This window comes from Robbsia andropogonis, assembly GCF_000970345.1.
Classification (GTDB): Bacteria; Pseudomonadota; Gammaproteobacteria; order Burkholderiales; family Burkholderiaceae; genus Robbsia; species Robbsia andropogonis.
In genome coordinates, this window is the sequence record NZ_LAQU01000035.1 from 1 (window position 1) to 25236 (window position 25236).

A 25236-nucleotide genomic window follows, 5' to 3' on the forward strand; every position below is an offset into this window, starting at 1 on the left:
TCATACAGCGTCAAAGCCTTATGCCATGCGGCTCAACGAATTGTTCAAGGCAGACTACTTACACCGTACCTTGCGCTTAAGCTCATTGGCCCGCTGACCATCGGCCTTTGCTTGTGCGGACATAGCGCGCGCGTCTTCGGCCTCGGCCAGCGATTGCGCCGCCGGCTACCGCCACTGCGCAGGCTCCTGCGGTACACGCCATTCTCGCGGCATCGGGTGCCTCTTGGCGTTCTCGTCCATCGCCGCGGTTGCCAGAAGTGCTTCAAGCCGCAGCAGTCCTTACCCTGCCCCCGCAGGGTGTGCTCAATGCATCGGCACGCCAGTGCGTCAATATTGCCGCGGACACACTTAGCTCCTTGGTCAAGCGCTGCACAGACATACTCTCCGGCGGAAACAGCCCCAACACCGCTTTGTCTTTAAATGATAACCGTACCGCCTAACCTCTACCGATTACCTATATCGCTCTGTTATTCCGATTTCTATCGAGGCAACATCTATTCCGACTCCAGAGGGCCTAGAACCCAAATTTGGCTTTTCCTGCACGCAATCTCGCCAATTTTCCCAAATAGAGATGCAGTATGCTGCCTTGCCAGTAAGGCTACCGGATACGCCTTATTGCCTATAACTCGCCGTGCACGTCAAATGAAATTGCTTCGTTTTACGAAACTTATATTCGTACATAATATGAACAATTTCTAATGAAACGTTACCGAACAAACCCGTGTCCCCATATTCCAAATCGTACCTCATGCAAATCATCCCAAATGCCCTTTCTTACGCATCATCCCTTCTACTTGATCAATGGTCATCTGTCGACGATGCCGCGAGGCGGGCACCGTGCAATGACGTCGATTACGGCGTTAGCACGCGTCTCGAAATTATTCCGGGCGATATATTCAGGACCGGCACGCTTCAGCTTTCGACACGGAGCATTGTCACACTCGCATCAACGAGCAAGAGCCTTGCAACTTTTGTGGAAGCATTGTTTCCGCAGATCTTCAACACGATCTCTGAGATAAGAGCCGTTCACACGGGCTGGACGCCGCTTCTTTCGTCCGACGTAATAACGAGTATTCAGGCACATCCTTGCAAAATGGATCAGACTGTTCTGCTCCGAAAATTAGTCATGGGAATACCAGCTTATAAAATATCTTTAGAACGTGCTCTGCCTTACGGTCTTTCTAACTTCAGTTCCGAATTGAACACCGTCATTGCCACAATTGAAAAGGAAATCAGTACGTCTACTCAATCAACTCAAGAAGCGTTGTCTCTGCTCGACATTTTGGTGATACGCTTTATGTCAGACAGCAGTTTTACACGAAACACGCTGGCAGATTCACTACTCCTTATCGATAAGCAATTATTGCCAGCAATGATCGTATCTGTGAACGCAGAACCGTTGTTGCGGCGCTTATCTTACGAAATATGTACATATCTCTGTGTTTGCCGTGAAGTGAATGCCTCGGATGAGGTCGCGGGTATCATTGCGGATAACTTATTCTTCGACCAAAATTGGACGCCTCCCGTATGGGATTCTGAATATTGGTATAGGCGAAGCAAAGGTAGATATGTGCGAATACAAATGAAGCGCAGCTTAGGAGCATTTACCCAATCTCGGCGGTCTGCTATCGACAAATGTATCGCGTCCGGCATCCATCTTGCACTCCCTTATCAACCCGGCGCGAAATTTGACGAGCTATGCCAGTCGTGGCGAAAAGACGATGTCGCTTTCGTCATCCAGGCAGAGGAAGCGACGATCGCTGCGGAACCGCATTACGATTTCGGAGACCAAATAATGCTAGCTACCCACCTTCGCTCCAAATGAGCCGTTTCTGCTACTGCACTTGATTTATGAGGCGGTTGCGGACCCTACAAGCGACAAGATGATGCTGTTGGCGAGACTGCCTCACTTTCCCGTACTGTCCGCTGTTAAAGTGTTTTGTGTATAGCGGGCGCTCATAATGAGCGTTCGGCAAATCGGTTTAACGCATGTAAGCACGCAATATTATGATGCATACGACGCAAATCGCGTCGTATGGTAGTCCCTCCATTTTTAATGGTCGTCGAGGGTAGAGGCTAGGCTGCGATTGTCAACTTCTGTTTCAGCGGAACGCCACCAATGGCTGTATTGGGCCGCTCGTGATTGTATGACCATAGCCACTTCGTCGCATAGCCTTGCAATTGCACGACGGTGTCGAAATGGTAATGGGGGCAAGCCAATCGTATCTCACGGTCTTGTTATATCGCTCGATGTAGGCATTCTGTTGTGGTTTTCCGGGCTGGATAAATTGCAGCAGGATGCCACGCCTTTCTGCCCAGTCTTTCAGTGCTTCGCTGACATATTCGGGCCCGTTGTCACAACTAATTTTCAGGGGTGTTCCACGCCATTCGATGACTTGATTCAACGACCGAATAACACGTAGTGCTGGCAACGAGAAGTCTACGTCGATGCACAATCCTTCACGATTGAAGTCATCAATCACATTGAACAACCGGATGCTACGGCCATCTGAGAGCTGGTCGTGCATTCAGTCCATCGATTAACACGCGTTCAATGCCGGCGGCACCGCCAAGGGCTCAGGCTGTTCGCGAACAAGGCGTTTGCGCGGTTTAATACGTAAATTCAGTTCCAACTCCCGGTATATCCGATAAACCCTCTTGTCGTCTAATTGGTCAACAATCCGATTCACTGTGGTCTTTGTCGTCTTCGTAGTCGCGTTCAGCACACGCTACAACATGCAGCCAGACGTCGCACTCGCTCCGATGTGATTCACGCTATCCTGACTGCGATAGCAAAGAAGGTGACGGAGTCGAGCATGGCGACGAACTCAGTTCAATCGGTAAGCCCACGACAACAATTACTGCGTTTAGCATTTAGGCAGACAGAACGACGCTTTTGTCTTTATACAGTTCTCCCGATTTCCAGATGCTCAGCATCACTGTGGACAGTTTTCGGGCCAATGCAACGACTGCCTTCTTATATCCTTTCGCCTGTCGAATCGTGCTGGCCCAGCGAGCCAGACTGGTTTCTTTTCCATATCGCGACAGCAGGCATGACGCCGCTTCGTACAACAACGACCGGGTTTGTCTATTGCCCTGTTTGGAAATGCCACCATTTCTGTCGACTTCGCCGGATTGATATTTTCGGGGCGTCAAGCCTAGGTAGGCGCCGACGTCCGCAACTCGGCGAAAGCGCGAGGGGTCGTCAATGGCCGTCTTGAACGACATCGCCGTCAATACACCAACACCGGGGATGGACATAAGTGCTTTGCAAACCGGGTCCCGAGCCGCTTGCTTCTCCAGCATTTTGCCGAACTCTCTGATTTGCCGGCTTACATGGCGCCACGTATCCAATAGCATTAGCGCAACCGATTTCACGGCTTCGACGGACGGATCGGCAGTCAAAACCTCCTGCCTGAAGACTTCATTACGTCCTGGTGAAAGGACCACGCCAAATGTCTTTAGCAAGCCTCGGATCTGATTATTTATCACCACTCGCACACGCACCAGTCGGTCGCGTTCGGTAAGTATCAGCCGTCGGTTATGACACTCCAGGGTTTTGACGTATGTCGGCCGGTACCAGCCCGTACGAACCAGATTGGCAATACCTCGCGCGTCGTTCTGATCGGTCTTGTTCAACTGCACGGTAAGTGCCGCATGGACATGACGAGCGTGAATGCAATCAATATCTACGTTAAGCCTTTTCAGCGAATGGAACAGCTAAACAGAGAGCGGGCCCGTTTCCATGCCTACCTTGACACTGCTGTAACCCTTTGTCTCAAGAAACTCCTTAATTAACTCTGGTCGCGTCTCGATCACGCCCTGGCGAACCACCTTTCCGTCGTCGTTGACAATACAAACCGATGTGTTTTTCTGCGCAACATCAAGCCCGACAAATGCGTTCATGGTAGTTCCCCAGACGTGGAAGTTGCGTTTAGATTACCGCATGTGATTCCAGGCAAACCCTTTGACGTTTCGCAGGTACAAAAAACATAATCCGAAGCCCCAATTGCGCTGATTGTGCGTCAGCTTCACCGGCCAATCAGCGATGACATCGTTTTCGGCGCATTGCTTGGATTCATAGCGGTAGCAGGTCTCGCTGATGCCGAACGCCATGCACGCCTGGCGAATATTCATCCCGCGTTCCTGTACAGCTCGTTGGGCCATCTCGCGTCGACGAGATGGCTTCACCACTTTTTTTCAAGCGCCTCGCGCACGACCTCCGCTTTCAGACGCTCTTCGGCATACATCTTCTTCAGTCGAGCGTTCTCGGCCTCTAACTCTTTCATTCGCGTCATTAGCGCCGCGTCCATGCCGCCGTACTTCGAGCGCCATTTGTAGAAGCTCGCGCTGCTCATTCCGTGCTCACGACAAAGCTCCGGCACGGGCGTTCCGGCCTCTGCCTGCTTCAATATCGCGATAATTTGGCTTTCTGTGAATCGGCACGTCTTTATGCAGAATTTCCTGTCAGTGCTACTGCGAGAAAATTCTACCCTGAACGACCGCTATTCTGTGGGGGACGACCGCCAAGTGGATGCTGGAAATCAAGGTAACGTGCAAGACGTTACGGAAAAGATGTGCGATGAGTCGCAATCGGCTATATCGCCGTGGCGGGCTTCATTATCCGCGTCGTCACGCCTGCCGGCGGGCGATGACGATATCCAATGTTGGCGCGCCTGCGATGATCGCAAGAAAGCGATCGATATTTCGATGCGCGCCTGGATGGGCGCGCGCATCAGCGACATAGGCTTCACCAAAAAAATGGACGCCATGCGCGGCGGCGTCACGATCGAGCCTGCCAAACAAGGGCAGCAGATACTGACATATTGCCATTGCGCCGCGCTGACCTTCCTTATTGAGGATACGCGTCTCTAGACGACCGGTCGGATCAATCAGGTCGATATGATCGATATCCGTGATCGGCGGCAGAAGGGCGATATTCTCCAGAAAATGGGGTCCTGCGTTAAGTCGCCTCGATTGTTTATCGCTTGTCATCGTATCCATGCCCTTTATTCGGCTTCCATTCCTGCCAATTTCTGGCTTCGCGTATTCGATATACCGTAGTTGCTGGCATGCGCCAGATCAAGCGGATACGTGTATAAGATGATCGGGCCGTAGTTCCGATAGCGTCGCAACCCCCATCCATGCAGACAAGGCCGTTACTTCGCCCATGCGCCGCGTGAGCAACGTTTCCACGGCTTGCTCGCCGTCGGTGGCAAGGGCGTACACAACCGGCCGCACGAGTATCGACATATTGGCCCCGAGTGCGCTCGCAACAAGCACATCGGCCGCATGCCGCACGCCGCCGTCGAACAGCACGGCCGTTGGTGGCGTACGCTTCAGTGCCGCGGCTACGCTCGAAAGGCAGGAAATCGACGGCGCCCACCGATACGATTGACGTACGCCGATATTCGATACCATGACGCCATCGGCACCAGCCGCCACCACGCTCGCGGCATCGTCGGCATGTAATACGCCTTTCACGATAAGCGCCCCCCCATCGGCATGAATCGCAGCCGCGAGTGTCTCCAATGCGTCGATGTTCCATCCGGGAAACGCCGGCAGATGCGCGACGCCGTTTTCCGCGCCGATCGTCGACCACCCACGCGCAGCGACTTCCGCCGCGACGTCAACGCCACCGGGATACAGCCCGGGTACCGGATGCGCGGCGGCCAGCACGGTCAGCACGACGCCTCGCGCGCCTGCCGCCAAGGCGCGTTGCGAAAGCGTGATCGCGCGGTCAAGCGGTCCCGCCGCACGAATCTGCAGCCAGTAATCCACGCCGGTCGCCTTGACAGTAGGTAATGGTGTAACCGCCTCTTCGGAGACAATAAGCGGTAAATGAAGACGGGCGCATACGCGTGCGATGGCCGCCACGCCATCGGATCCGAACAAGCGGTCCGCGGCAAACGCGCCGACGCCAAAGGGCGCGGCGTAGGCACGGCCGAACAAGGTACAGCGGATATCGACAGTCGAATGCCCAGTCAGAATGCGCGGCACCAGACGATAGTGCGCCAATGCCGATTCATTCGGATCTGTCGCTTCCGACGGCATATCCGTAGCTCGCCCGCACAAGTAACCGAACAGATGTTCACCCAATGCCTGTCGCGCGCTGTCTGACAAGTCACTCATCTGGTCCCTCCAGATAAGGCAGTGAGTGTTTGCGAAGATATCGGCGATGTTACGGCGCGGCGCGGCGCTGTATCCGAATCCTCAGGGTATACAGCGCTCGACTGTCCATCCGACTGCCCCGGATGCCGGAGGAAGGCAGCGAACTCATTGCTACGAGGAGACCGTAGGATATGCGGGTCACCCTGCTCCATGATGCGACCATCATGCAGGAACACAATCCGGTCGGCAACAGTGGCCGCAAAGCCCACATCATGCGTGCTAAGCAGCATCGTAATCCCGGTCTTCGCAAGCGAACGTATCGTTTCATTGACTTCACCGACGAGTTCAGGGTCCAACGCGGATGTCGGCTCATCGAGCAATATGATGCGCGGATCACTCGCCAGTGCCCGGGCGATGCCGACACGTTGCTGTTGCCCGCCAGATAGTTCGAATGGCATGCGATCCGCCAAATGTCCCAGGCCCACCTTGAGCAACGCGATGCGTCCTCGCCGGGCGGCATCGATGCGCGGCACCCGATGAACGCGAAGTGGTATCACTGCTGCATTTTCCAGCGCGCTCAAATGTTGGAACAACGCGAAGTTCTGGAACACAAGCCCGATACGCGCGGCGGCGCGCCGCGCTGGCACATGTCGTGCCGGAACCGGGCGGCCGCTGTCGTCTTCCGTCAGTGATTGACCGTCAACCCGGATTGATCCTGCCGCCAACGGATTAAGTGCAAGAATGGTCTTCAACAACGTGCTCTTGCCCGATCCCGACTTGCCTAGCAGCGCGACCACTTCGCCGGCACGCACCGAAAGATCAATGCCCTTCAATACCTCGTTGCCTTCATAGCGCACCTTCACCCCTTTCAGGACCAGTTGCGGGGACATGGATGTCGTGCTTGCCGCGTCCGTCGGCAATGCGTCCAATATGTGCGGATCATCGGAAGGCGTTTCATATTTCACCGGAGCCATGCGGGGCAATGGCCCCTTGTCACTAGCAAGCGGCGGACCATTCGATAAGCCGCACCGGTCATCGATGACCTGCGTGCCTGCCCCATCCGGCGGCTGCATCGATCGCGCCCGGATGGATTGTCCATGCTGCGCGGGATCAACCCTTTTTTCACACCATCTTTGCACTGCGGAAATCGCGGCCGAGAGCGCGATATACATCACCCCCGAAGCGAGCAACACCGGCAGGAACGCAAAATTCTGAGACACGATGGTCTGACTGCGCAGCGTCAGTTCGTTGACACCGACCACCGACGCGAGCGATGTCGATTTCAACAGCCCAACTGCCTCGTTGCCAAGCGTCGGTACGATGGCGCGCAATCCCTGTGGAATGACCACATACACCAACTCGCTCACCGTCGAGAATCCGAACGCTTTAGCGGCGAGACGTTGATCCCTGTCAACTGACTTGATACCACCTCGAACGATTTCTGCGCAAAACGCGGTCTCATTTATCGTCAAGGCAAGTAAGGCGCTCATGAATGGCGACAACGTGAGGCCCGCCTGCGGCAAGACGTTGAACAGTAGAATCAACTGCAGCAGTTGGGGCGTGCCACGAATAACGTAGATATAGGCCCGTACCGGATAACGCAGCCACGCCCAACGGGCATCAGAAGCGAGCGCCAGCATAAAACCAATGACGAGACCGCCGATCATCGCGCCCACAAGCAGTTCGATGGCAACGATGCAACCCTGAAGGAGAAACGGAAACGTCAAATAATGAAGGAAGTTTTGCATAAGACCTTAAGTCGCATCGGCGGCCGGGCGTTCGGATTTTCCGTCCTGGCCCCACTTATCCAATAAGGCACGCTCGATACCTTTCTGTTGAATGAGCTTCATTGCAGCCAATACGCCACTGCGCAATGCCGTGTTTTCCTTGGCAATGGGAAAGCCGTTCAGAATTGGCAGATCCACCGTGAAGGCCGTGGTCAGTCCGGGTGCGGAAGCTGCCAACGCTTTTGCATCCGATTCAGCCGTCAAATAAATATCCGCGCGGCCGCTTTCGACGGCTTGCACGCTGGCATCTGTCGTCTGCAGCAATAACAGATTGACCGCTGGCTTCTTTTCCGCCACGCATTTTTCGCTCAATGGCGGAACCAGACTTACAGCCTCGTAAGTGCCTGCCGCAGCCGCCACCGTACTGCCGCAGAGGTCGTTTATCGAATGCAATTTCTTTGGATTGCCCTGCTTCACGACTGACCCGTCGATCACCGCGAAAGACGAGATGAACGCTACCTGCTTGCGGCGCACATCGGTGACGTAGAGATTCGGCCCCATGTCGAAACGCCCTCCGGCGATGCCGGTCACGAGTACATTAAATGCCACATTCTGGAAGGTGTGCTCGAAGCCGAGGCACGCACCCATATAGGCAATCAGGTCGGGATCGAGACCAACGATCTTAGACGGATCATCTTTGTCGGGTGCTTCGAATCCCGCGGTATAACCGCCCAGCCCGACAGTCAGATGCTTGCCATTCAGCGTCGGATACGTTTTGCGTAGCGCCACGCATTCGCTGCTTGCGGCGAAGGTCTTGAGGGACGGCATATTGTCCGCACCCGCAGCGGTGACGTTACCCGAAAAAAAAGTCGACGCCAATATGGCTGCGCCCAATGCCCCTCCTGCCGTCAACTTAAAGACGGCAGGCGTTCCGCGGGATAGAAATTGGATCATCTGAAGACCTCTGACAATGAGTGGATTGAAAAGTGAGGTACGAAGAAAAGCATGTTTTTTCGGTTGCCAATTTTTGGTCAGATGGCGGGTAGAAGATGACGTGTCGGCCATAACGTCAGGCCGCGGACCATGGCGACGACCCGATCCTCGAAGGCGATATCGACATAGGGATCGTGGCGTGGGTTGATGCCTGGGAAAGCGTTACCTTCGGCCATTGATGGCTGCACCGGAACGCGAGCCACCAGGGCAACGGCCCAGTCGTTCACATCGGGCCCGAACAACGCCGCAGGTCGGCGCGACGCTTTGCGCAAGACACGTTCCGTGGGCACGTTCATCCGTTTCGCCAGACTCAGAAGGGCGGGCAAGAAGCGATGCTGGGACTGAAGACCGGGGCCGCGCGTTGCGCCTTCCGCCACATGATCGGTGGCGATCAAGTCGATGTCGTCAAAACAGCCTTGCAGCGCAATACATCGTGCGTCATCGAGCAGTGGCGGACGCACATTGAACGTGCCGCGTAGCGATGCCGTCATGGGTAGCAGATAATGCGGCGCACAGGCGAGCACGATCAATGCGTCATCGGTCGCCGCCGTGCCGGCGATAGCGCGCAGGCGGGAAATCGCATCTGGATGGGTAGCGTGCCGGATAACCACTGGCTTCCCCATCGCTACCGCACGTTCCACGACCCGTTCCGGGTCATCGGTGTACACCATCGGTAGCCAGTTCGCTCGCCATACCGCTTCCAGATTGCTATTGAATGTCGCGTCACGTCCGTAGAGCTTGCAGGCCGCTAAAACCGACGGGGGCGGTACGCGAGCGAATGCCGCAAACCAATCGACGAATCCGGTGTTGTCACAATCCGGCATGGCCGACAACAACAGGCGGATGCGTGGCATGTCGGCATCTTGCGCGGACCGCAGCAATGCTGCGGCATCCGCCGGATCGGCCATACGCTGCCAGGCGATGCTGGCGTTCAGGTTGGCAACGCCGCCCGCCAGGGCGATTTCGCGATCGGCTTCACTAAGATGTCCGCCGCGCAATGTCAGAAGCGTGTCCGCATCGTAGAGGGCAGGGTACGCGCGCCATTCGCGCGCATCGACGATGCGCGTATCAGCATCGCGCCATTTCGGGACGTTGAAAACCCGACGCTCGCCCAGCAGGCCCGCGTCGTCTCTCAGGTTTTCGAGCACCATTTGCATAGGGGTATACCGCTTCTTTTGCGGATTAGAATTTGTGTCGGATACCGACGACCGCTAGAACCTGCTTGCTGTTCGAGGAGGCGTCGTTGTAGTCGCCGACATTCGCCGTGGCGGCGACTACGGCGGTACCTGCCGAATTCAACGTTTGGCCACTTGCCTTCGTATAGCCCACGATGCCGTATACGTCGGTTCGCTTCGACAGGAAATAGTCGATGCCGGCAGCAATCTGGTGGTAATTCGCGGACGCGGCACCTGTTGCTTTGGTGAAGCCGTAATTGATGGCAGCGTTCAGGTCGGGACGGATTTGATAGGCCAGGTAGCCGCTCGCCACATTGAATTTCTCTGTATCGTGGAACACAGCGTTCGGCACATACGTTTTGTATTCGGAGTTGGAATAGCGGGCGCCCACGGTGAACTTGTCGAACGCATAAGACACCGCCGCATGCACGGTCTGGAAGGATCCGGCACGGGCCCCGTAACCGGCCGTCACCAGACTGCCGTCGTTGATGAAACCGCCTGATGTCGCGCTGCTGCCATTATCGTTCTTCGTGAACAAATATCCGCCCGCAAGGTGCAACCCGCCTGTCGCATACGAAAGCGCAGCACCGAATGTTTGCCCGCTGCTCATGCTGCCAGCAACACCACCAAAGCCATACAACGCCTCTGCCTGCATGCCACCAACCGTAGGCGAGACGTATTTCACCGTGTTGTTCACACGAATGCTGTTGTCGTTGTTGTCGGCATCCCCTGGTGTGGTGAAGAATGCACCAAACACGCCGTCGCCCGTGATGCCTTGGACTTGGTCCGTCACCGGGTCATACTGCCTTCCCATCGTTACCGTACCGTACTGCGTGCTGCCGAGGCCGACCCACGCTTGACGTCCGAACTCACGGCCGCCATTGCCCAAAGCGCCATTACTGAGATTGAAGCCATTCTCCAATTGGAACCGCGCGCTAATGCCGCCGCCGAGATCTTCGACACCCTTCAAGCCCCAACGGCTGCCTGACATGGTGCCACTTGCGGCCGCCCATTGGGTGCCACCGCCCACGTTATTGCCATATGCGATGCCTTCGTCCGTCACGCCATACAGCGTAACGCTGCTCTGCGCGAGTGCCGGTACTGCGATGAGCGCGCCCAAAAGCGCGAACGACGGGGCGACCAATGGTGTCAGTTTCATGCTTATTTTTCCGTATGCGTGGTTGGCTTATGTGAATGCGAGACCATCATAGGAATGACAAAATCCGGCAACAAACGAGATTTCCGCCGCCGAGTGATGAGAAGAAGTCATGCACCATCTTATGTAACGCGATCGAGCCAGGCCTTTACGGCGTGATTGAACACATCCGGTTGTTCAAAATAGGCTGAGTGACCGGCATCCTGTATTTCAAGGAATTCGGCGCCCGTCGTCGCGGCGGCAAGCGCGGCGATCTCCTGGGGCGGGAATAGCACGTCTTCGTTGCCTGCGACGAACAATATAGGTAGCCCGAGTGCCCCGAGCTCGGCCGGTGTCGCTTGCGCCTGCTCGCCCGTCAAGGACCGTACATTTGTCTCGTTAAAGCTTGCTAAAGCAGTGTAAAGGTAAGACTGTGCCGGCGCGCGTGCTTGAAACGTTGGCCCAAGCACACGCTCCAACTGCGTGAGTGCATTGGCGCGGGCGACAACAGGTGCCATCCTTGCCGCCATGTCTGGCGGCAATTGGAGGCCGACCATCGTATCGGCTAGAACCAATGCGCTGACTCGGGCTGGATGCCGTATCGCAAAGTGGATGGCTGTCCCGCCACCCATGGACTGAGCGATCAATACCACTCGGTCAAGCTGCAGCGCGTTGAGCAAGGCGTGCAAATCGTCGACGAATGCACCGCGACCCGCGGCTTCTGCATCGGTCGAGTTGCCAAAGCCACGGGCGTCCACGACCAGCAGACCGACCTGTGTACGCCAGGCGGCAATTTGATGGAACCAACTCGCGTGATTACCGCCTACGCCGTGAAGTAGTACCCACACCGGCTTGGCCGGCTTGACGGCCTGAGTTGCCACGACGGGAGCCTCTACGCCATGCAGTTCGTAATACAGGCGGCTTGCACCGCGATTCAGGTAAGGCATGCCACTTCCTCAGTTGGGGTGATGCGGAGGGCGTCTGCGCGCCACGACGGCAAACAAGGCCTCTATCGCCGCCGGTCGTGGAGCTAGTCATTATGCGTAGCGCTATGCATGCCGGACAAACGCCTTTTTCTCAGGTCACCATGACGTCAGATCATCCGTTTCATTGGGGTCGGCCAGCGTTTGCCTATTGGTTCGGCAAGGCATTGACGCGATATGCGATCCGAACCGCCGGGGATTCATGCCGGCATGTCGATGCCGCCGAGTCTGGCATGAGTTCACCTCATCGCGCTGCGCGAAAAACTCCGTTGTTCTTTGCATTTGCTCTGCCTAGAATGCATCGCCTAACCGGGAGACGTTTGATGATGGGCATGCAGGTTCGCCACGCGCTACGCGTTGGCATTGCCGGGCTCGGCACAGTAGGCAAGACATTGGTCGAGATGATCGAAGCGGGCGATCCCGCAATCCAGGTGACAGCGGTTGCCGCCCGGTCGCCCGAGCGGGCCCAGGCGTGGCTCGGCGAACGCCGCTGGCGCGTTGATGCCCCCGCGGTGGTTGGCTTCGACGCGATGCCAGCGCTGTGCGACGTCGTGGTCGAATGCGCCCCATCCCATCTGTTGGCCGCAATTGCCACTCCGATGCTTACCGCGGGTAAGATCGTCATCCCGCTGAGTGTGGGTGCATTGCTCGACCGCATGGACCTAGTCGACATTGCCCGGGGGACAGGGGGCCAGATTTGCGTACCAACCGGTGCGCTACTTGGTCTCGATGCCGTGACGGCGGCGGCGCAAGGTACCATACGGTCGGTTCGGATGGTGACGCGTAAGCCTGTAATCGGCTTGCTAGGTGCGCCGTTTCTCGAACAGAACGACATTGATATCGCCGATATCAAAGCACCGATGCGAATTTTCGAGGGCACACCACGTGAAGCGGCTGTTGGGTTTCCCGCCAATCTGAACGTGGCGGTGGCACTCGCACTCGCGGGGATCGGTCCGGACGCGACATCGCTTGAGATATGGGCGGATCCAGGATTGCAGCGCAATACACATACCATTACTGTCGATGCCGACTCGGCCAGTTTCACGATGACCATCGAGAATATCCCTAGCGAAAACCCGAAGACGGGCCGAATTACAGCGTTGAGCGTTCTGGCACTTCTACGCAAACTGCACGCGCCGTTGCGAGTGGGTACGTGATCAATCGCCCGGAAGAGCATGGACTGCCGCAGCGACCCCGGGTGGTCGATTGTGGCCATGCTCATGGCGAGCGCCCTCTTCTTTTTCAGGATCGGAAAATGATGAACAGCGACATCGGTAAAGATTGCGCAGTTGAACACGGGTTTTTTTGCGCCGCGACGTCTGGCACACGCCAACGTCTTCGTCTCGGACTACCAACGGGCTAGCCGGTTTTACCGGGACGTATTCGGTTTTGAAGAGGTGTATAGTCAGCCCGACAACAAGGCATCCTTCATCAGCAACGGCAATACCTATCATGACTTCGCGCTGGTGGACATCAATAGCCGCTACGCCAAGCCTGGTCAGAAACCGGATTTGAATCACTTTGCGTTCGAGGTCGAGAGCGAAGCTGCCCTGGTCGCCGGCTATAAGGCTGCCATCGCCTCTGGGGTGTCGTACAAATCGACCGAAGATCATGACGTTGCCCACTCTTTGTATCAAAAAGATCCCGATGGCAACGAAGTGGAAATCTATGCGGACATGGTCGCGGACTGGCGCTCCGAACGAAAAGGGGTGTTCAGCAAGAAAAAACCGATCTGGATTCCAGGAGAGACGAATATTCCATTGGACAAACACTATTATCCAGTCGATCCCGAAATTCGTTCTATCCCTGACTCCCTGGTGCATGGTCGACGCGTCACGCACATTGCACTGGTGACGCGCGATTACGCAGCCATGCTCGCCTTCTACACAGGTATTGTTGGCTTGCGCGTGATTGCAGGCGGCGGTGCCGACGAGTATGCGCTGCTCGCAGGTACGCACAGCATGGGTGATATCGTTTTGTATCGCCCCGGCCTGGCTTCGAATTTGCCCACCCATCATATCGGGGTGGAAGTCACGAGCCTGGCTGATCTGGACGCGGCAGCCACGCGTATTGCCGACTTTGGTGCGCAGGTGATCGGCCGCTTTTCACATCCGGCGCGCGACGTGGTTTTCGTTACTGATCCGGACGGTTTGCCGATCCAGCTGTATGTCAACAAAGCGTGGCGACCGGAAGTAATCGCAACGATTTCGCCGTCGGAACGGCCATATTTGGTGTGAATGCGCGTGGCATGCCGTTCCGTATTAGAGCGTGGCATAGATTCGGGGCGCATCGCCCTCCCCCGTCGTCGCTTCTGCCGGGGGCACGTCCGTCGCATCACGTTGGCTGAAAATCCAGTCGCGGAACGCCTGCACCGCGTCGGTATCGGCCTGGTGCTCGCGGCAGAGAAAGCAGTACGAACCCGCGCTTTCTTGCGCCAGATCCAGTGGCACGGCAAGCCGGCCGGCGTCGATGTCGGCGGCAGCCAATGCCTTCGGGACCAATGCGATACCGGCGCCGGCCAGTGCGGCCTCTAGTACCATGAAAAAATGCCCATGCGCGGGCGTTTGCTCCGGGATTGCGTACTCGATGCCGCTTGCACGAAACCAATCGGGCCATGCGTGAATCCGGGTGGCCATATGCAGCAGCGGTAATTGCGGAATCTCCAGCAACTGTTCGGCACGCTGGAGTGGGGGCAGACGTTCCAACAGGCTCTTGCTACATACGGGAATAAGAACGTCGGGCATCAAGGGATAGCAGCGGACATTGCTCCAATCCTCCGTCATCTGGATATCGATACGCGGCCGCGGGCCATTCGACGTCTGAGGAGAGTCCGGAATCTGCCCGACGCGGATGGCAACATCAATATCCTCGCGCCAGAAGTTGATCGGGCGAATGGAGGTGATCATCCGAATCTCGATATCGGGATGAGCAAGAGCAAAAGATGGGAGGCGCGGTATCAACCAACGCATCGCAAAAGTAGGGAGCACGTTTACATTCAAGATACGGTGACGCTCTCGATTCACCAGGCGCAGCGTCGCCTGCTCGACCCGGTCGAACGCCTCGCGTACAACCGGGAGGTACTCGCGACCGTGCTCGGTGAGATCGACGGTACGGGTAAGCCGTCGAAACAAGGATACCCCCAGCGCGTCCTCCAGGGACTTAATTTGACGGCTGATCGCACCTTGGGTGACGAACAATTCGTCCGCGGCGCGACTGAAGCTCAGGTGCCGTGCGGCCGCCTCGAATGCACGTAGCGAGTTCAGATTGGGAAGTCGTCGAGCCATTTTGTCGCGTTCTGGATGGTGCTGAGATAAGCAAACCGTGAATATTGTCGCACGCAAAAAAAACGAGAGGTCAATAAGATATTAAAGATACATCAGATGACCTGTGACATTTTTCGAATATGAATTTCACGCGCAGCCCTTGTTGTAGAAACGAAATAATTTCATGCACGTTGTTGTTTTTTATTACTTATTTATTTCCAGGCACATCGCCGTGACGCCTTGCCTGACCGCTTCCCTGATTGGATTACTCCCGGTTTATCGCCCATGACGACTCCACACCCTGTTTCTTCTCTGCCGCTGCCTTTTCTGTGCAACCCAGATTACCCATTTGCAGACGTTTGGCGTATGTCGCTGCAAGCCGCCATGCCGCATGAGCGAATCGTGCCGTTCTTCGCGCTGACTGACGCTGAAAGAGCCAAGTGCACAGTGGCCATCGCTGCCAATCCGCCGTCTGATCATGTACGCGCGTTACCGGCCTTACGATGGGTCCATAGCGTATGGGCGGGGGTGGAAGGTCTTGTTGCCGATCTATCGATTGACGCGGACACTCGTGTTGGCGGGCCGTTGCGGATCGTGCGGCTCGTCGATCCCGCCTTGGCAGAAACAATGTCGGAAGCGGTGCTGGCATGGACGCTCTATCTTCATCGCGATATGCCGTACTACGCGGCGCAACAGCGGACGCCCCAATGGTTGCAACGGGATTATGTTCGTGCGGCGGATAGATCGGTCGGGCTGCTCGGTGTCGGCGCATTGGGCGAGGCGGCTGCCAAGCGTCTGGTGGCTGCGGGTTTCAAGGTCAGTGGGTGGAGCCGCGGACGCAAGGCGATCGAGGGGGTGCAATGCTTGTGCGGTCCCGATGAAATGCATGCGATGCTGCAGACAAGCGACATTGTGATTTGCCTCCTGCCGCTGACCGCGGAAACGCGCGGCGTGTTAGGTTCGGAGGCACTCAGCGCGTTGAAACCCGGAGCCGCTTTGATCAATTTCGCCCGAGGCGCCATCGTCGATGACGATGCGCTTCGGGCAGCGCTTGATTCCGGTAGCATCTCTCATGCGGTACTGGATGTATTTGCGCAGGAGCCGCTTCCCACGGCCAGTTGGCATTGGTCACACGCACGGGTGACAGTGCTGCCGCATATCGCCGCCCCTACGGATCGACTCAGCGCGTCAGCCATCGTCGCCGCGAATATCGCGCGCTTTCGTAACAACGGCAGCATTCCTGAGGTCGTCGACTTTCAACGGGGTTATTGATCGCACTGCTCACGCAGGATACTGGGTTGCAAAGCCCACGTGCACTTTGTCGGCATCCTGCTCTAGCGTTTTGATCGAGTCGCTGAATACATCACTTTCGCGAGAAACACGGTCTGCCGAACACCGTATGTATGCCCGATTGTTACTTCGCAACCATGCCATAGCGCGCGAGGATCTTGTTCAAAGTGCCGTCGGCGCGCATTGCATCCAGTGCGGAATTGATCTTGTTAAGCAGATCCGTGTTACCTTTTTTCACACCAAATGCGACACCGAATGATTTCATTGGCTTGTAACTTTCCACGACATGCATGCCTTTAAGCGCCCCTGCCGCTTGCTGCGCCTTCACAATAGGGTAATCAGTCATGCCCAACGCGATACGCCCTAGCGAGACGTCACGCGCCATATCGGCGGGGTTGTCGTAGATCTTCACCTCTTTTGCAACGTTCATTTTGATAATCGAGTCAGCGTAGTCAGTGCCCGCCATGACGCCAACTATGTCGCCAGAAAAATCCTCGGCCGATTTATAGTCTTTTTTGTTTGTATCGCGTACGAAAATGCCTTCTCCAAAAGCCGTGACGACTTGCGAGAAGTCAATAACTTCCGCGCGTTTAGGCGTGGGCGTCATGCCCGCGACTATCATGTCGATTTTTCCAGCAATGACCGACTGGATCAATGCCGGGAAAGGCACAGATTGAAAATCGAGAGTCAACCCTTCTCGCTTTGCTATCTCCGCGGCAATCTCTGGCATATAGCCGGAAATCTTGCCAGTCTTGGTATCCAAATACGTGGTGGGGGCACTCGACGGAGGCGATCCGGCGATGAGTTGCGCGGAAAAAGCCGGTCCAACGGCGCCAATGGTAAGCGCCACGGCAACCAGCGTGCGTCGCATGCCGCTAGAAAGGCAAAAAATGCATTTTTTAAAAACCACCACCGTATTAGGAATCATGATGATATGTGTACCTGCGGGAGCAACGCGTTGAGAATACCGGCCAACCGCGGGAGCAGGCCGAATCACCTGACATCAATGTGCCCGTTCAGTATAGTGAAACTTTGCAGCGACGCAAGGAGATAAAAATAATCTAAAGAATAATGCCTATGCATGATGGAAACTACCAATCATATTCTTTTTGACCAATATTTTCGTTCACTATACTGCACCCTTCGACTTAATGATGAGCCGATACTTTCGACAGGAATCAATATTGTGCGGTGGTCCAACGTCGTCGAATTTTTTCCGTATCTGTTGCAGGGCGCATTGGTCAACATCCAGATTGGGATCCTTTCGTTGCTCTTAAGCATGCCATTAGGGTTGCTTTTAGCCGGCGGAAAATTGTCAAAGCACAAAGCCGTGTCTCTGCCAATGTCATGCGTCATCAATGTCGTTCGCGGCGTTCCGATGATCGTGCTGCTCTTCTACATATACTTCGTTTGCCCCGATATCGGAATCAGCCTTAGCTCGTTCTCTGCGGCTGTGGTCGGACTTGGATTTGCATATTCCACATATGTTGCGGAGATCTTCCGTTCCGGCATCTTGTCCGTCGATACGGGTCAGATTGAGGCGGCGCGTTCCATCGGCATGGGACGTTTTCACGCGTTCCGGCGGTTGGTATTGCCGCAAGCGTTCAAGGTCGCATTGCCGCCGTTATCGAGCACTATCGTGATGCTCATCAAGGACTCAGCCATCGCGTCGACAATCGCGGTGACCGAAATGACAAGACAGGGCCAATTGCTGGCGGCCTCAACTTTCGACAACAGCACGGTCTATACGATGGTGGCCTGCTTCTACCTGGTAATGACGCTCCCGTTGATGCAGTTGACGAAGTACATGGAAGCCAGGTATGGCAAACATCGCGGGAATTGACATGATTGAAATCACCAACGTCCATAAAAAGTTTGGCGCGGAGGAAGTGCTCAAGGGGATTTCAATGCACGTCGCCGAGGGCGAGGTTGTGTGCTTGATCGGTCCGTCCGGTTCGGGAAAATCAACGATCCTGCGATGCATTAATGGCCTTGAGACTTACGATAGCGGTCAGATCGCGGTATTTGACGAAATAGTCGATACGAGAAAGCGTTCGATTAACAAGCTGCGGCAAAAAATTGGGATGGTCTTTCAGCGTTTCAACCTATTCCCACATCGGACCGTGCTCGAAAACGTGATGGAGGGGCCGGTACAGGTGAACAAAGTACCAAAATCCGAAGCCCGTGCACGGGCTGCCGCATTGTTGGAGCAGGTTGGCCTTAAAGAGAAACTGCACCACTTCCCCGCCCAACTGTCTGGAGGGCAGCAGCAGCGTGTTGCCATTGCCCGTTCGCTGGCAATGGACCCCCGAGCCATTCTTTTCGATGAACCGACGTCTGCCCTAGATCCGGAGCGCGTGGGAGAAGTACTACAAGTCATGCGGAATCTTGCCGCCAACGGCATGACCATGGTTGTCGTAACCCACGAAATGCAATTTGCAAAAGAAGTGGCCGATCGCGTGTGCTTTCTGTCTGATGGAAAGATTCTCGAAGAGGGTCCGCCGGCCCAAGTGCTGGGCGATCCTCGCGAAGACCGCACCCGGGAGTTCCTGAAACGTATTCTCCGAACCGGAGAATAATGAATGAGATTCAGCAAAAATGCGTGTTCGGCAAAGTTAAGAATCGTGGCAGATGCACGGGCATGTCATCACTTGGCACAACGACGCTTGTAGGCGCATCACCATGAGAACCGGCGCGACTGCGAATTCTCGGATAGCTTCTATCGCGCGGTCAAGGAAATCACCCGGCGGTTCAGCGCCATTCTCGGCGGCTTTCGTATAATGGAAATCTGCAATGCTTAGACTTGAAGAAGTTTACGACACTCAGGAATTCTCGAGCACTGCCGATGTGGTCGTGCTTGGCGGCGGAATTATTGGAACATCAACGGCGTATGCATTGGCCCGGCGCGGCATTTCCGTCGTACTGGTCGACAAAGGCATCGTCGGCGGTGAGCAATCGGGGCGAAATTGGGGCTGGGTACGCCAGCAAAACCGGCACATATTCGAGTTACCACTTGCAATGCGTAGCCTCCGTCGCTGGGGCGAGTTGCGAGACGAAATCCAGATCGACCTAGGATTCCGCCGCGAAGGCATCCTGTACGCTAGTAACGATGAAAAAAGCATCGCCAAGTGGGAAGCGTGGGGTAACCGTGCGCGCGAATTGGGTTTCGTAAGCCATATGCTGAGCGCGTCTGAGATTGCAAATAAAGCGCCGCTAGGCAGCCCGCGCTACGGGGGCGGCGTCTGGTCCCCGGATGACGGACGCGCTGAACCGTCGCGAGCGGCACCGGCACTCGCTGAAGGGGCCAAGCGCCTGGGCGCGAAGATCTACCAAAACTGCGCGGCGCGCGGCCTTGATCTCACAGACGGACGAGTCACCGGTGTGTGGACCGAGCGTGGTCTGATCAAGGCCAACAGCGTAGTGTGTGCCGGGGGGGCATGGAGCAGCCGCTTCTGTAAGCGACACGGAGTGGCATTGCCCGCAGTAAACGTTATTGGCACGGCGATGCGTACGTCGGTTGCACCGAACGTCATCAACGGATGTTTCAATGGCCCGGATTTCGCACTCCGCCGACGGCTAGACGGTTCGTACACGCTGGCTATTCCTGGGTATGGCCGGATTGATCTCGCACCGCTCGGCATCAAGCATGCTTTGAAGTACTATCGCAACTATCGCAACGACCTCGGCAAGAAACTTAAATACCGTTTCTCGAAGCCTTGGTTCGAAGGCCCTGAAGCGTCGCACTCATGGGACTTCGATAGCGTTTCGCCGTTCGAACGCTGCCGCGTGCTGGACCCGAAACCCGATCTCGAATTTATCGACGCTGCGCTCAATAACGTTAAGCGTGCTATTCCAGCGTTCAAGGATATGAGGATTGTGCATGCATGGGCTGGTGCGATCGATACGACACCTGATCTGATCCCGGTCATCTCTGATGTACCGAAACTGCCCCGATTTTACGTCGCGAGCGGCTTCAGCGGTCATGGCTTTGCGTTGGGCCCGGCAGCGGGTGAACTGATCGCTGATATGGTCACGGGCGCCAAGCCTATAATGGATATTTCGCCGTACCGCTTGAGCCGTTTCATGGACGGTACACCCGTAAAGGTACCGGAAATGATGTAACGGGCGCGCCGACAAGGGTTGTGAGGTGTTCGGCGCTACGCACCTGCACCATGCCTGTATCGTTGCGAACGACGGCGGCCATCAAACCTAGGTCCTAATTCTCGATGGATTAGGGGGCGGGTTGGCAGCGCGACGGCTGAAAACGGGACGCCTTGCCGCAGCGCGACCTTTTCGCATAAATGGCGCTGTCGTCCGAGCGATTATCGAACGAGAGATAGACGCCTGCCCCGGCTATGTCTGGACGAGGATAGTGTCATTCGTGTGACTCGAGCGCCAGTAGTCGGCACACTACCGATGGCACGCCCCCTCGTCGTGCCTGACAGAATTTGCCAGTCTTGCCGCTTCCCCTCGAAACTCCTCCGTGTAGCGACGATTCGGCACGTTCTTTTCGCCCGTCCCGGCATTCGTTCAACAAATTATCTGACCTCTCTGCTGTACGTCGTTTCCGGGCATGGTCACTCCTTTTTCGTTACGTTGGACATCTGATTGCCGGGTGCAACATTGGTCAATCGAATGTGACCACATCCTTGAAAATCAGTTGACCCCAGCGATTTCCGCGTGCCTGCACAAGCAACCCACCTTCGGAAAGACCGCCAAGTTTGATGGGCGAAAAACCTAACTCATCCGCTAATGCGGCAACCCGCGCTGCCGCGGTGTCGTCGTCGCTTGCCAGGAACACGACACGACGCCCCCCCTTTACGGAAGGATCTTGACCGAGGACAGCAGAGCCCAAATGATTGAAGCCCTTAACCAGTTTTGCACCATTGAAGGCCTGCTCAACGGCCTTGGAGGATGGACGTCCTCCCAATTCCTCAGGAGACACGCCGTAAGCATTCGTCACGTCGATAATGGTCTTTCCATTCCAGGACGGAAGCACTTTTGCGACCTCCTGATGCGAATCGAAACGCACTGCCAGAAAGAGAATGTCGGCTTTAATGGCCTCCGACAGCTTTGTAGGAATGATCTTGGGTCCGATCGCGGCCGCGACGGATGCAAAATTTTCCGGGTCACGGGTGGCAGCAACGGACACTTCGATGCCTTTGCGGGCAAAGGCCTTGGCCAAAGCCTGGCCGATATTGCCAAATCCAATGATTGCGTACCGCATATATTTCCCCCTTTATTAGTGTTGTAACCACGCACGCCCTGCAGTGCTATGCGCCGTTGACCAAGTGCCGTAGAGCATCATGCGTTACAGTTGCGCTAGGCCACCGTCAACCGCGAGCTCACTGGCGGTCATGAAACTGCTATCAGTCGATGCGAGAAACGCTGCCGCAGCCCCAATCTCCGACGGATCAGCCATGCGCTGAAGCGGCGTCATCGACGCGTAGATTTTCTGGCCCTCTTCTCCAAGCGCTGCCTTCGCGAGGTCGGTCGCCGTTGCACCGGGCGACAAAACATTTACTCGGATGCCAGTGCCCTTCAGGTCTTCCGCCCAGGTCCGCGCCAAGTTACGTACTGCCGCTTTGCTCGCGCTATAGGCGGTCATTCCCGGTGCGCCAGTAGTACCCGCACTCGAGCCGGTCAGGATGATCGAGGCACCCGAACGCATCAACGGGAGCGCCTTCTGGATCGTGAAAATCGTTCCCTTCACATTGGTATCGAAAGTCGCATCGATGTGCTCGACAGTGATCTGACCGAGTACAGCCTGACTTCCTGCGCCTGCATTGGCAAAGACAATATCGAGTGTTCCGCGCTCTGCCTTCACTGCCGCATAGAGGCGGTCAAGGTCGTCCAGATCAGAAACCGAGCCTTTCACCGCGCGCGCATTCGGGCCGAGCTCGGCAACCGCGGCATCAAGCACTTCTTGCCGGCGGCCGAAGATGAAGACGAAAGCACCCTCTTCGATGAAACGCTTTGCTGCGGCAAAACCAATGCCTGTAGCGCCACCAGTGATAACTGCGACTTTACCTTGAAGCTTTTCCATGATTTCTCCTGTAGTGCTATCGAATAGCGTATGTATTCCAATTTTCACAATTTCGAGGTATCTTATGGATCACTGATCCACATTTATCATGGAATATATGGATCACTGATCCATTTGTCAAGAATTTATATGCGTGCCGATGCCAGAAAGAATTACAACCATGTCCTCGCCGTCGCCCGAAACGTCGTTGCTGAACATGGCGCAGATGCCTCTATGCGCGATATTGCCCGTCAGGCGGAGGTCGGCTTGGCGACGCTGCTGCGTCATTTCCCAACGCGGGAAGCCTTATTCGATGCGTTGCTACGTGAGAATTTGGACGCGCTGACACAGAAGGCGCTTGCACTTGAAACGTCAAAACCACCAGGCGACGCACTGATCTCGTGGTTTCGTGAAGGGGTAGCATTCGTTCACAGTTACAGCGGTGTCACGGCCTTGATGGCCAGCGCCCACGAGGACCCAGACTCCGCGCTCTACGCATCATGCAAAGCAGTACACGAATCGGGCGCACGACTATTGCTACGAGCCCAGAAACAGGGAGAGGCGCGAAGCGATATGGATGGCGTTGACTTGTTCGCTTTAATGTCGTCACTCGGCTGGCTCGCCGACCAACCCGCGTTCGAGCAACGAGGTGATCACCTCTTGGACCTCATTTCGAGCGCCATCCTGACAGATCGGCCTCGCAAAGTTATCAAGAAGGCAAGTGATCGCTAGAGAGATATCTGGGCACGGACGCTATAGCACGCCAGCATTAAGGCTCTGTCGCAAATAGGCCCAACGGATCGGTCAACGTATTCAGCTCAACAATCTGATGACCGGTGATTAGCAAGCGGAAAGGTCTGGAGGCGCTGTTCGATGGGCGACAGTTTGATCAAGAAATCATCATTCTCTGCGTGCGCCGGACTACCTTTAGTCATCAGCGTGCGCGGCGAAACATCGAGGAGCAGCGCACGCTTCTGCCACTTTCCGGAAGCTGGTTTAAGGGATTTTGCCAGAAGCCTACCCGACGCGAACCAGCAGCTTTCCAAAATTACCACCCTCTAGCATCGCCGCGAATGCATTCGGCGCACGCTCCAGGCCGTCAACGATATCTTCGCGATACTTAATTCTACCTGCGGCCACTAGCGGCCCAATCTCGCGCTCGAAGTTGGCGTAGTGCTCAGCGATGAATTCCGTCTGAATAAACCCGCGGACCAACAGGCTTTGCTTCAATATCGTCAGCATGGCACTCGGCAGTTGGTCGACGGCCTGACCACGCTCGTCGTTGTAGTACGCAACAAGGCCGCACACAGGTACACGCGCAAACTTGTTGAGCAAGGGCAGCGTTGCATTCCACACTTTTCCGCCCACCAGTTCGAAGTAGACGTCGATACCGTCAGGGCAGGCCTTGGCCAACTCGCTAGCGAAGTTTTCCGAACGGTGGTCGATAACACTATCGAAACCTATTTCCGAGCGCGCAAAATCGCACTTATCCTTGCCACCGGCAATACCCACCGCACGGGCGCCCCAGAGCTTCGCGAGCTGACCGACCATAGACCCGACTGGACCGGATGCAGCCGCAACCACAACGGTTTCACCCGGCTTCACTTGGCCAATTACCTTCAGTGCGCTGTATGCAGTAAAGCCAGGCATACCAACTGCCCCGACTGCAGTCGATGTCGGCGCACCGTGCGTATCAAAATGGTTGATAGCGGCGGCATTCACGACGGCGTGTGTGCACCAGCCAGTAAACGCACGTACAACGTCGCCAACCTGGAAGTTCTGATGCTTTGACTCGGTAACCTCACAAATTGCCTCACCATCCATTACGCCGTTGATCGGCACCGGTGGCGCATAAGATTTTGCATCGTCCATGCGCCCACGCATGTAAGGGTCGAGTGAGAGAAACTGCACGCGAAGCGCGACCTCTCCATCTGCCAGTGGTGGAAGCTCATACTGTTCCAGACGAAAGTTTTCTGGAATTGGACGCCCCTTCGGTCGGCTTGCTAGCACAATACGTTGGGCGAGAGACATAAAAACTCCTAACGAGGTAAGGGGAGGGTCCGGCCTGTACGACCTACCCCTTCATCAATGAATGTTGGCTGTCAGTGGGTGGCGCGACGCCTTCGATGACAAAGACACGATAATCAGCCCCGAGATGCCGGTGCGTCGCCGCATCCTGATACGCTGCACTTTCATACCAGCCCCGAGCCTCGTCGACGGATGCGAACTGCAGAATCACCACGCCATCCGGACGCGGTCCCTCTAACGCCATCAGGTCGCCGTAAAACGCGATTGGGGTGATGTGATGACCTGCACGCGCGCTTGGTGCCAGTTGCGCATACCTCGCCATTTCCTCTGGGTTGTTCACTCGCTCTCGAATCATTACGACATAGGCGCTCATCGTGACCTCACTTGCGAATCAGTACCGTCTTCGAATTCGTGAAAAGCAGGCGCTTTCCACTAGCCAGATTACACACACCGAAATGCGATACGGCGCTGACCTGCTTACCCGCGATGCCAGGGTATAAGGGCCA

At 55.9% G+C, this 25236-nt stretch carries 23 protein-coding genes and 3 pseudogenes; 9 read left to right on the forward strand and 17 right to left on the reverse strand.

Annotated features, from left to right (window positions below; translation table 11 throughout):
* Positions 1-748 precede the first annotated feature (748 nt).
* On the forward strand, positions 749-1825 hold the full coding sequence (locus WM40_RS21795; protein ID WP_046153972.1) for a hypothetical protein: 1077 nt from the start codon (positions 749-751) through the stop codon (positions 1823-1825).
* 251 nt (positions 1826-2076) lie between these two features.
* On the opposite strand, the pseudogene WM40_RS21800 reads toward WM40_RS21795, so the two are convergent.
* The 11 genes and pseudogenes from WM40_RS21800 to WM40_RS21850 all read right to left on the reverse strand — a co-directional run.
* Positions 2077-2660, reverse strand: a pseudogene (locus WM40_RS21800) (DDE-type integrase/transposase/recombinase); the annotation flags it as partial.
* Between the two features lie 214 nt (positions 2661-2874).
* Positions 2875-3720 carry an IS110 family RNA-guided transposase gene (locus WM40_RS21805; RefSeq protein WP_330218171.1) on the reverse strand — a complete coding sequence of 282 codons (846 nt, stop codon included), beginning with the start codon at positions 3718-3720 and terminating at the stop codon, positions 2875-2877.
* A complete protein-coding gene (locus tag WM40_RS28200) occupies positions 3721-3906 on the reverse strand; it encodes a hypothetical protein (protein WP_052738456.1) in 186 nt (61 codons plus the stop codon).
* Between the two features lie 36 nt (positions 3907-3942).
* Positions 3943-4454: pseudogene (locus WM40_RS29020) on the reverse strand (transposase); the annotation flags it as partial.
* A gap of 178 nt (positions 4455-4632) precedes the next feature.
* Positions 4633-5004 (reverse strand): DUF2322 family protein, encoded by a 372-nt coding sequence (locus WM40_RS21820; RefSeq protein ID WP_024905872.1) that lies wholly within the window; start codon positions 5002-5004, stop codon positions 4633-4635.
* 78 nt (positions 5005-5082) lie between these two features.
* Positions 5083-6132 (reverse strand): alpha-hydroxy acid oxidase, encoded by a 1050-nt coding sequence (locus WM40_RS21825; RefSeq protein ID WP_046153974.1) that lies wholly within the window; start codon positions 6130-6132, stop codon positions 5083-5085.
* Complete coding sequence (locus WM40_RS21830; RefSeq protein ID WP_024905870.1) at positions 6129-7859, reverse strand: amino acid ABC transporter permease/ATP-binding protein; 1731 nt, start codon at positions 7857-7859, stop codon at positions 6129-6131. The genes WM40_RS21825 and WM40_RS21830 overlap by 4 nt, the downstream gene beginning before the upstream one ends.
* A 6-nt stretch (positions 7860-7865) precedes the next feature.
* Positions 7866-8792 carry a transporter substrate-binding domain-containing protein gene (locus WM40_RS21835; protein ID WP_046153975.1) on the reverse strand — a complete coding sequence of 309 codons (927 nt, stop codon included), beginning with the start codon at positions 8790-8792 and terminating at the stop codon, positions 7866-7868.
* A 77-nt stretch (positions 8793-8869) separates the two neighbouring features.
* Positions 8870-9982 (reverse strand): amidohydrolase family protein, encoded by a 1113-nt coding sequence (locus tag WM40_RS21840; RefSeq protein ID WP_157685894.1) that lies wholly within the window; start codon positions 9980-9982, stop codon positions 8870-8872.
* Positions 9983-10013: 31 nt separating this feature from the next.
* The gene (locus WM40_RS21845) at positions 10014-11165 is read right to left on the reverse strand and encodes a porin (protein WP_024905867.1); all 1152 of its coding nucleotides are present in this window, start codon (positions 11163-11165) and stop codon (positions 10014-10016) included.
* A gap of 119 nt (positions 11166-11284) precedes the next feature.
* Positions 11285-12088, reverse strand: coding sequence for an alpha/beta fold hydrolase (locus WM40_RS21850; RefSeq protein WP_024905866.1), 804 nt, complete (start codon positions 12086-12088; stop codon positions 11285-11287).
* Between the two features lie 368 nt (positions 12089-12456).
* On the opposite strand from WM40_RS21850, the gene WM40_RS21855 reads away from it, so the two are divergent.
* A complete protein-coding gene (locus tag WM40_RS21855; protein ID WP_036013149.1) occupies positions 12457-13281 on the forward strand; it encodes an aspartate dehydrogenase in 825 nt (274 codons plus the stop codon).
* Positions 13282-13413: 132 nt separating this feature from the next.
* Positions 13414-14361: a VOC family protein gene (locus tag WM40_RS21860; protein ID WP_052738457.1), complete on the forward strand. Its 948-nt coding sequence runs from the start codon at positions 13414-13416 to the stop codon at positions 14359-14361.
* A 24-nt stretch (positions 14362-14385) separates the two neighbouring features.
* Here WM40_RS21860 and WM40_RS21865 read toward each other — a convergent pair whose 3' ends face one another.
* Entirely contained in the window at positions 14386-15408 is a 1023-nt protein-coding gene (locus WM40_RS21865) for a LysR substrate-binding domain-containing protein (protein ID WP_024905863.1), read from the reverse strand.
* 264 nt (positions 15409-15672) lie between these two features.
* Here WM40_RS21865 and WM40_RS21870 point away from each other — a divergent pair, with 264 nt between their 5' ends.
* Positions 15673-16659, forward strand: coding sequence for a 2-hydroxyacid dehydrogenase (locus tag WM40_RS21870; protein WP_024905862.1), 987 nt, complete (start codon positions 15673-15675; stop codon positions 16657-16659).
* 142 nt (positions 16660-16801) lie between these two features.
* Here the strand turns inward: WM40_RS21870 and WM40_RS21875 are convergent, their stop codons facing one another.
* Positions 16802-17605, reverse strand: a complete 804-nt coding sequence (locus tag WM40_RS21875; protein WP_201779165.1) for a substrate-binding periplasmic protein — start codon at positions 17603-17605, stop codon at positions 16802-16804.
* 258 nt (positions 17606-17863) lie between these two features.
* Here WM40_RS21875 and WM40_RS21880 point away from each other — a divergent pair, with 258 nt between their 5' ends.
* The 3 genes from WM40_RS21880 to WM40_RS21890 all read left to right on the forward strand — a co-directional run bounded on the left by WM40_RS21880 (position 17864) and on the right by WM40_RS21890 (position 20799).
* Positions 17864-18520 carry an amino acid ABC transporter permease gene (locus tag WM40_RS21880; protein ID WP_046153976.1) on the forward strand — a complete coding sequence of 219 codons (657 nt, stop codon included), beginning with the start codon at positions 17864-17866 and terminating at the stop codon, positions 18518-18520.
* A gap of 1 nt (position 18521) precedes the next feature.
* Positions 18522-19256 (forward strand): amino acid ABC transporter ATP-binding protein, encoded by a 735-nt coding sequence (locus tag WM40_RS21885; protein WP_024905859.1) that lies wholly within the window; start codon positions 18522-18524, stop codon positions 19254-19256.
* A gap of 214 nt (positions 19257-19470) precedes the next feature.
* Positions 19471-20799, forward strand: a complete 1329-nt coding sequence (locus tag WM40_RS21890; RefSeq protein ID WP_024905858.1) for an NAD(P)/FAD-dependent oxidoreductase — start codon at positions 19471-19473, stop codon at positions 20797-20799.
* A gap of 505 nt (positions 20800-21304) precedes the next feature.
* Here the strand turns inward: WM40_RS21890 and WM40_RS21895 are convergent.
* Together WM40_RS21895 and WM40_RS21900 are read right to left on the reverse strand one after the other, a co-directional pair.
* Positions 21305-21904: an NADPH-dependent F420 reductase gene (locus tag WM40_RS21895; RefSeq protein WP_024905857.1), complete on the reverse strand. Its 600-nt coding sequence runs from the start codon at positions 21902-21904 to the stop codon at positions 21305-21307.
* Between the two features lie 84 nt (positions 21905-21988).
* A complete protein-coding gene (locus tag WM40_RS21900; protein ID WP_024905856.1) occupies positions 21989-22723 on the reverse strand; it encodes an SDR family NAD(P)-dependent oxidoreductase in 735 nt (244 codons plus the stop codon).
* A 129-nt stretch (positions 22724-22852) separates the two neighbouring features.
* Here WM40_RS21900 and WM40_RS21905 point away from each other — a divergent pair, with 129 nt between their 5' ends.
* Positions 22853-23434 (forward strand): TetR/AcrR family transcriptional regulator, encoded by a 582-nt coding sequence (locus WM40_RS21905; RefSeq protein ID WP_024905855.1) that lies wholly within the window; start codon positions 22853-22855, stop codon positions 23432-23434.
* Between the two features lie 107 nt (positions 23435-23541).
* A pseudogene (locus WM40_RS32775) lies at positions 23542-23619 on the forward strand (IS6 family transposase); the annotation flags it as partial.
* Between the two features lie 100 nt (positions 23620-23719).
* On the opposite strand, the gene WM40_RS21910 reads toward WM40_RS32775, so the two are convergent.
* Together WM40_RS21910 and WM40_RS21915 are read right to left on the reverse strand one after the other, a co-directional pair.
* Entirely contained in the window at positions 23720-24733 is a 1014-nt protein-coding gene (locus WM40_RS21910; RefSeq protein ID WP_024905854.1) for an NADP-dependent oxidoreductase, read from the reverse strand.
* Positions 24734-24776: 43 nt separating this feature from the next.
* Positions 24777-25103, reverse strand: a complete 327-nt coding sequence (locus tag WM40_RS21915; protein WP_024905853.1) for a DUF1330 domain-containing protein — start codon at positions 25101-25103, stop codon at positions 24777-24779.
* Positions 25104-25236: the final 133 nt, after the last annotated feature.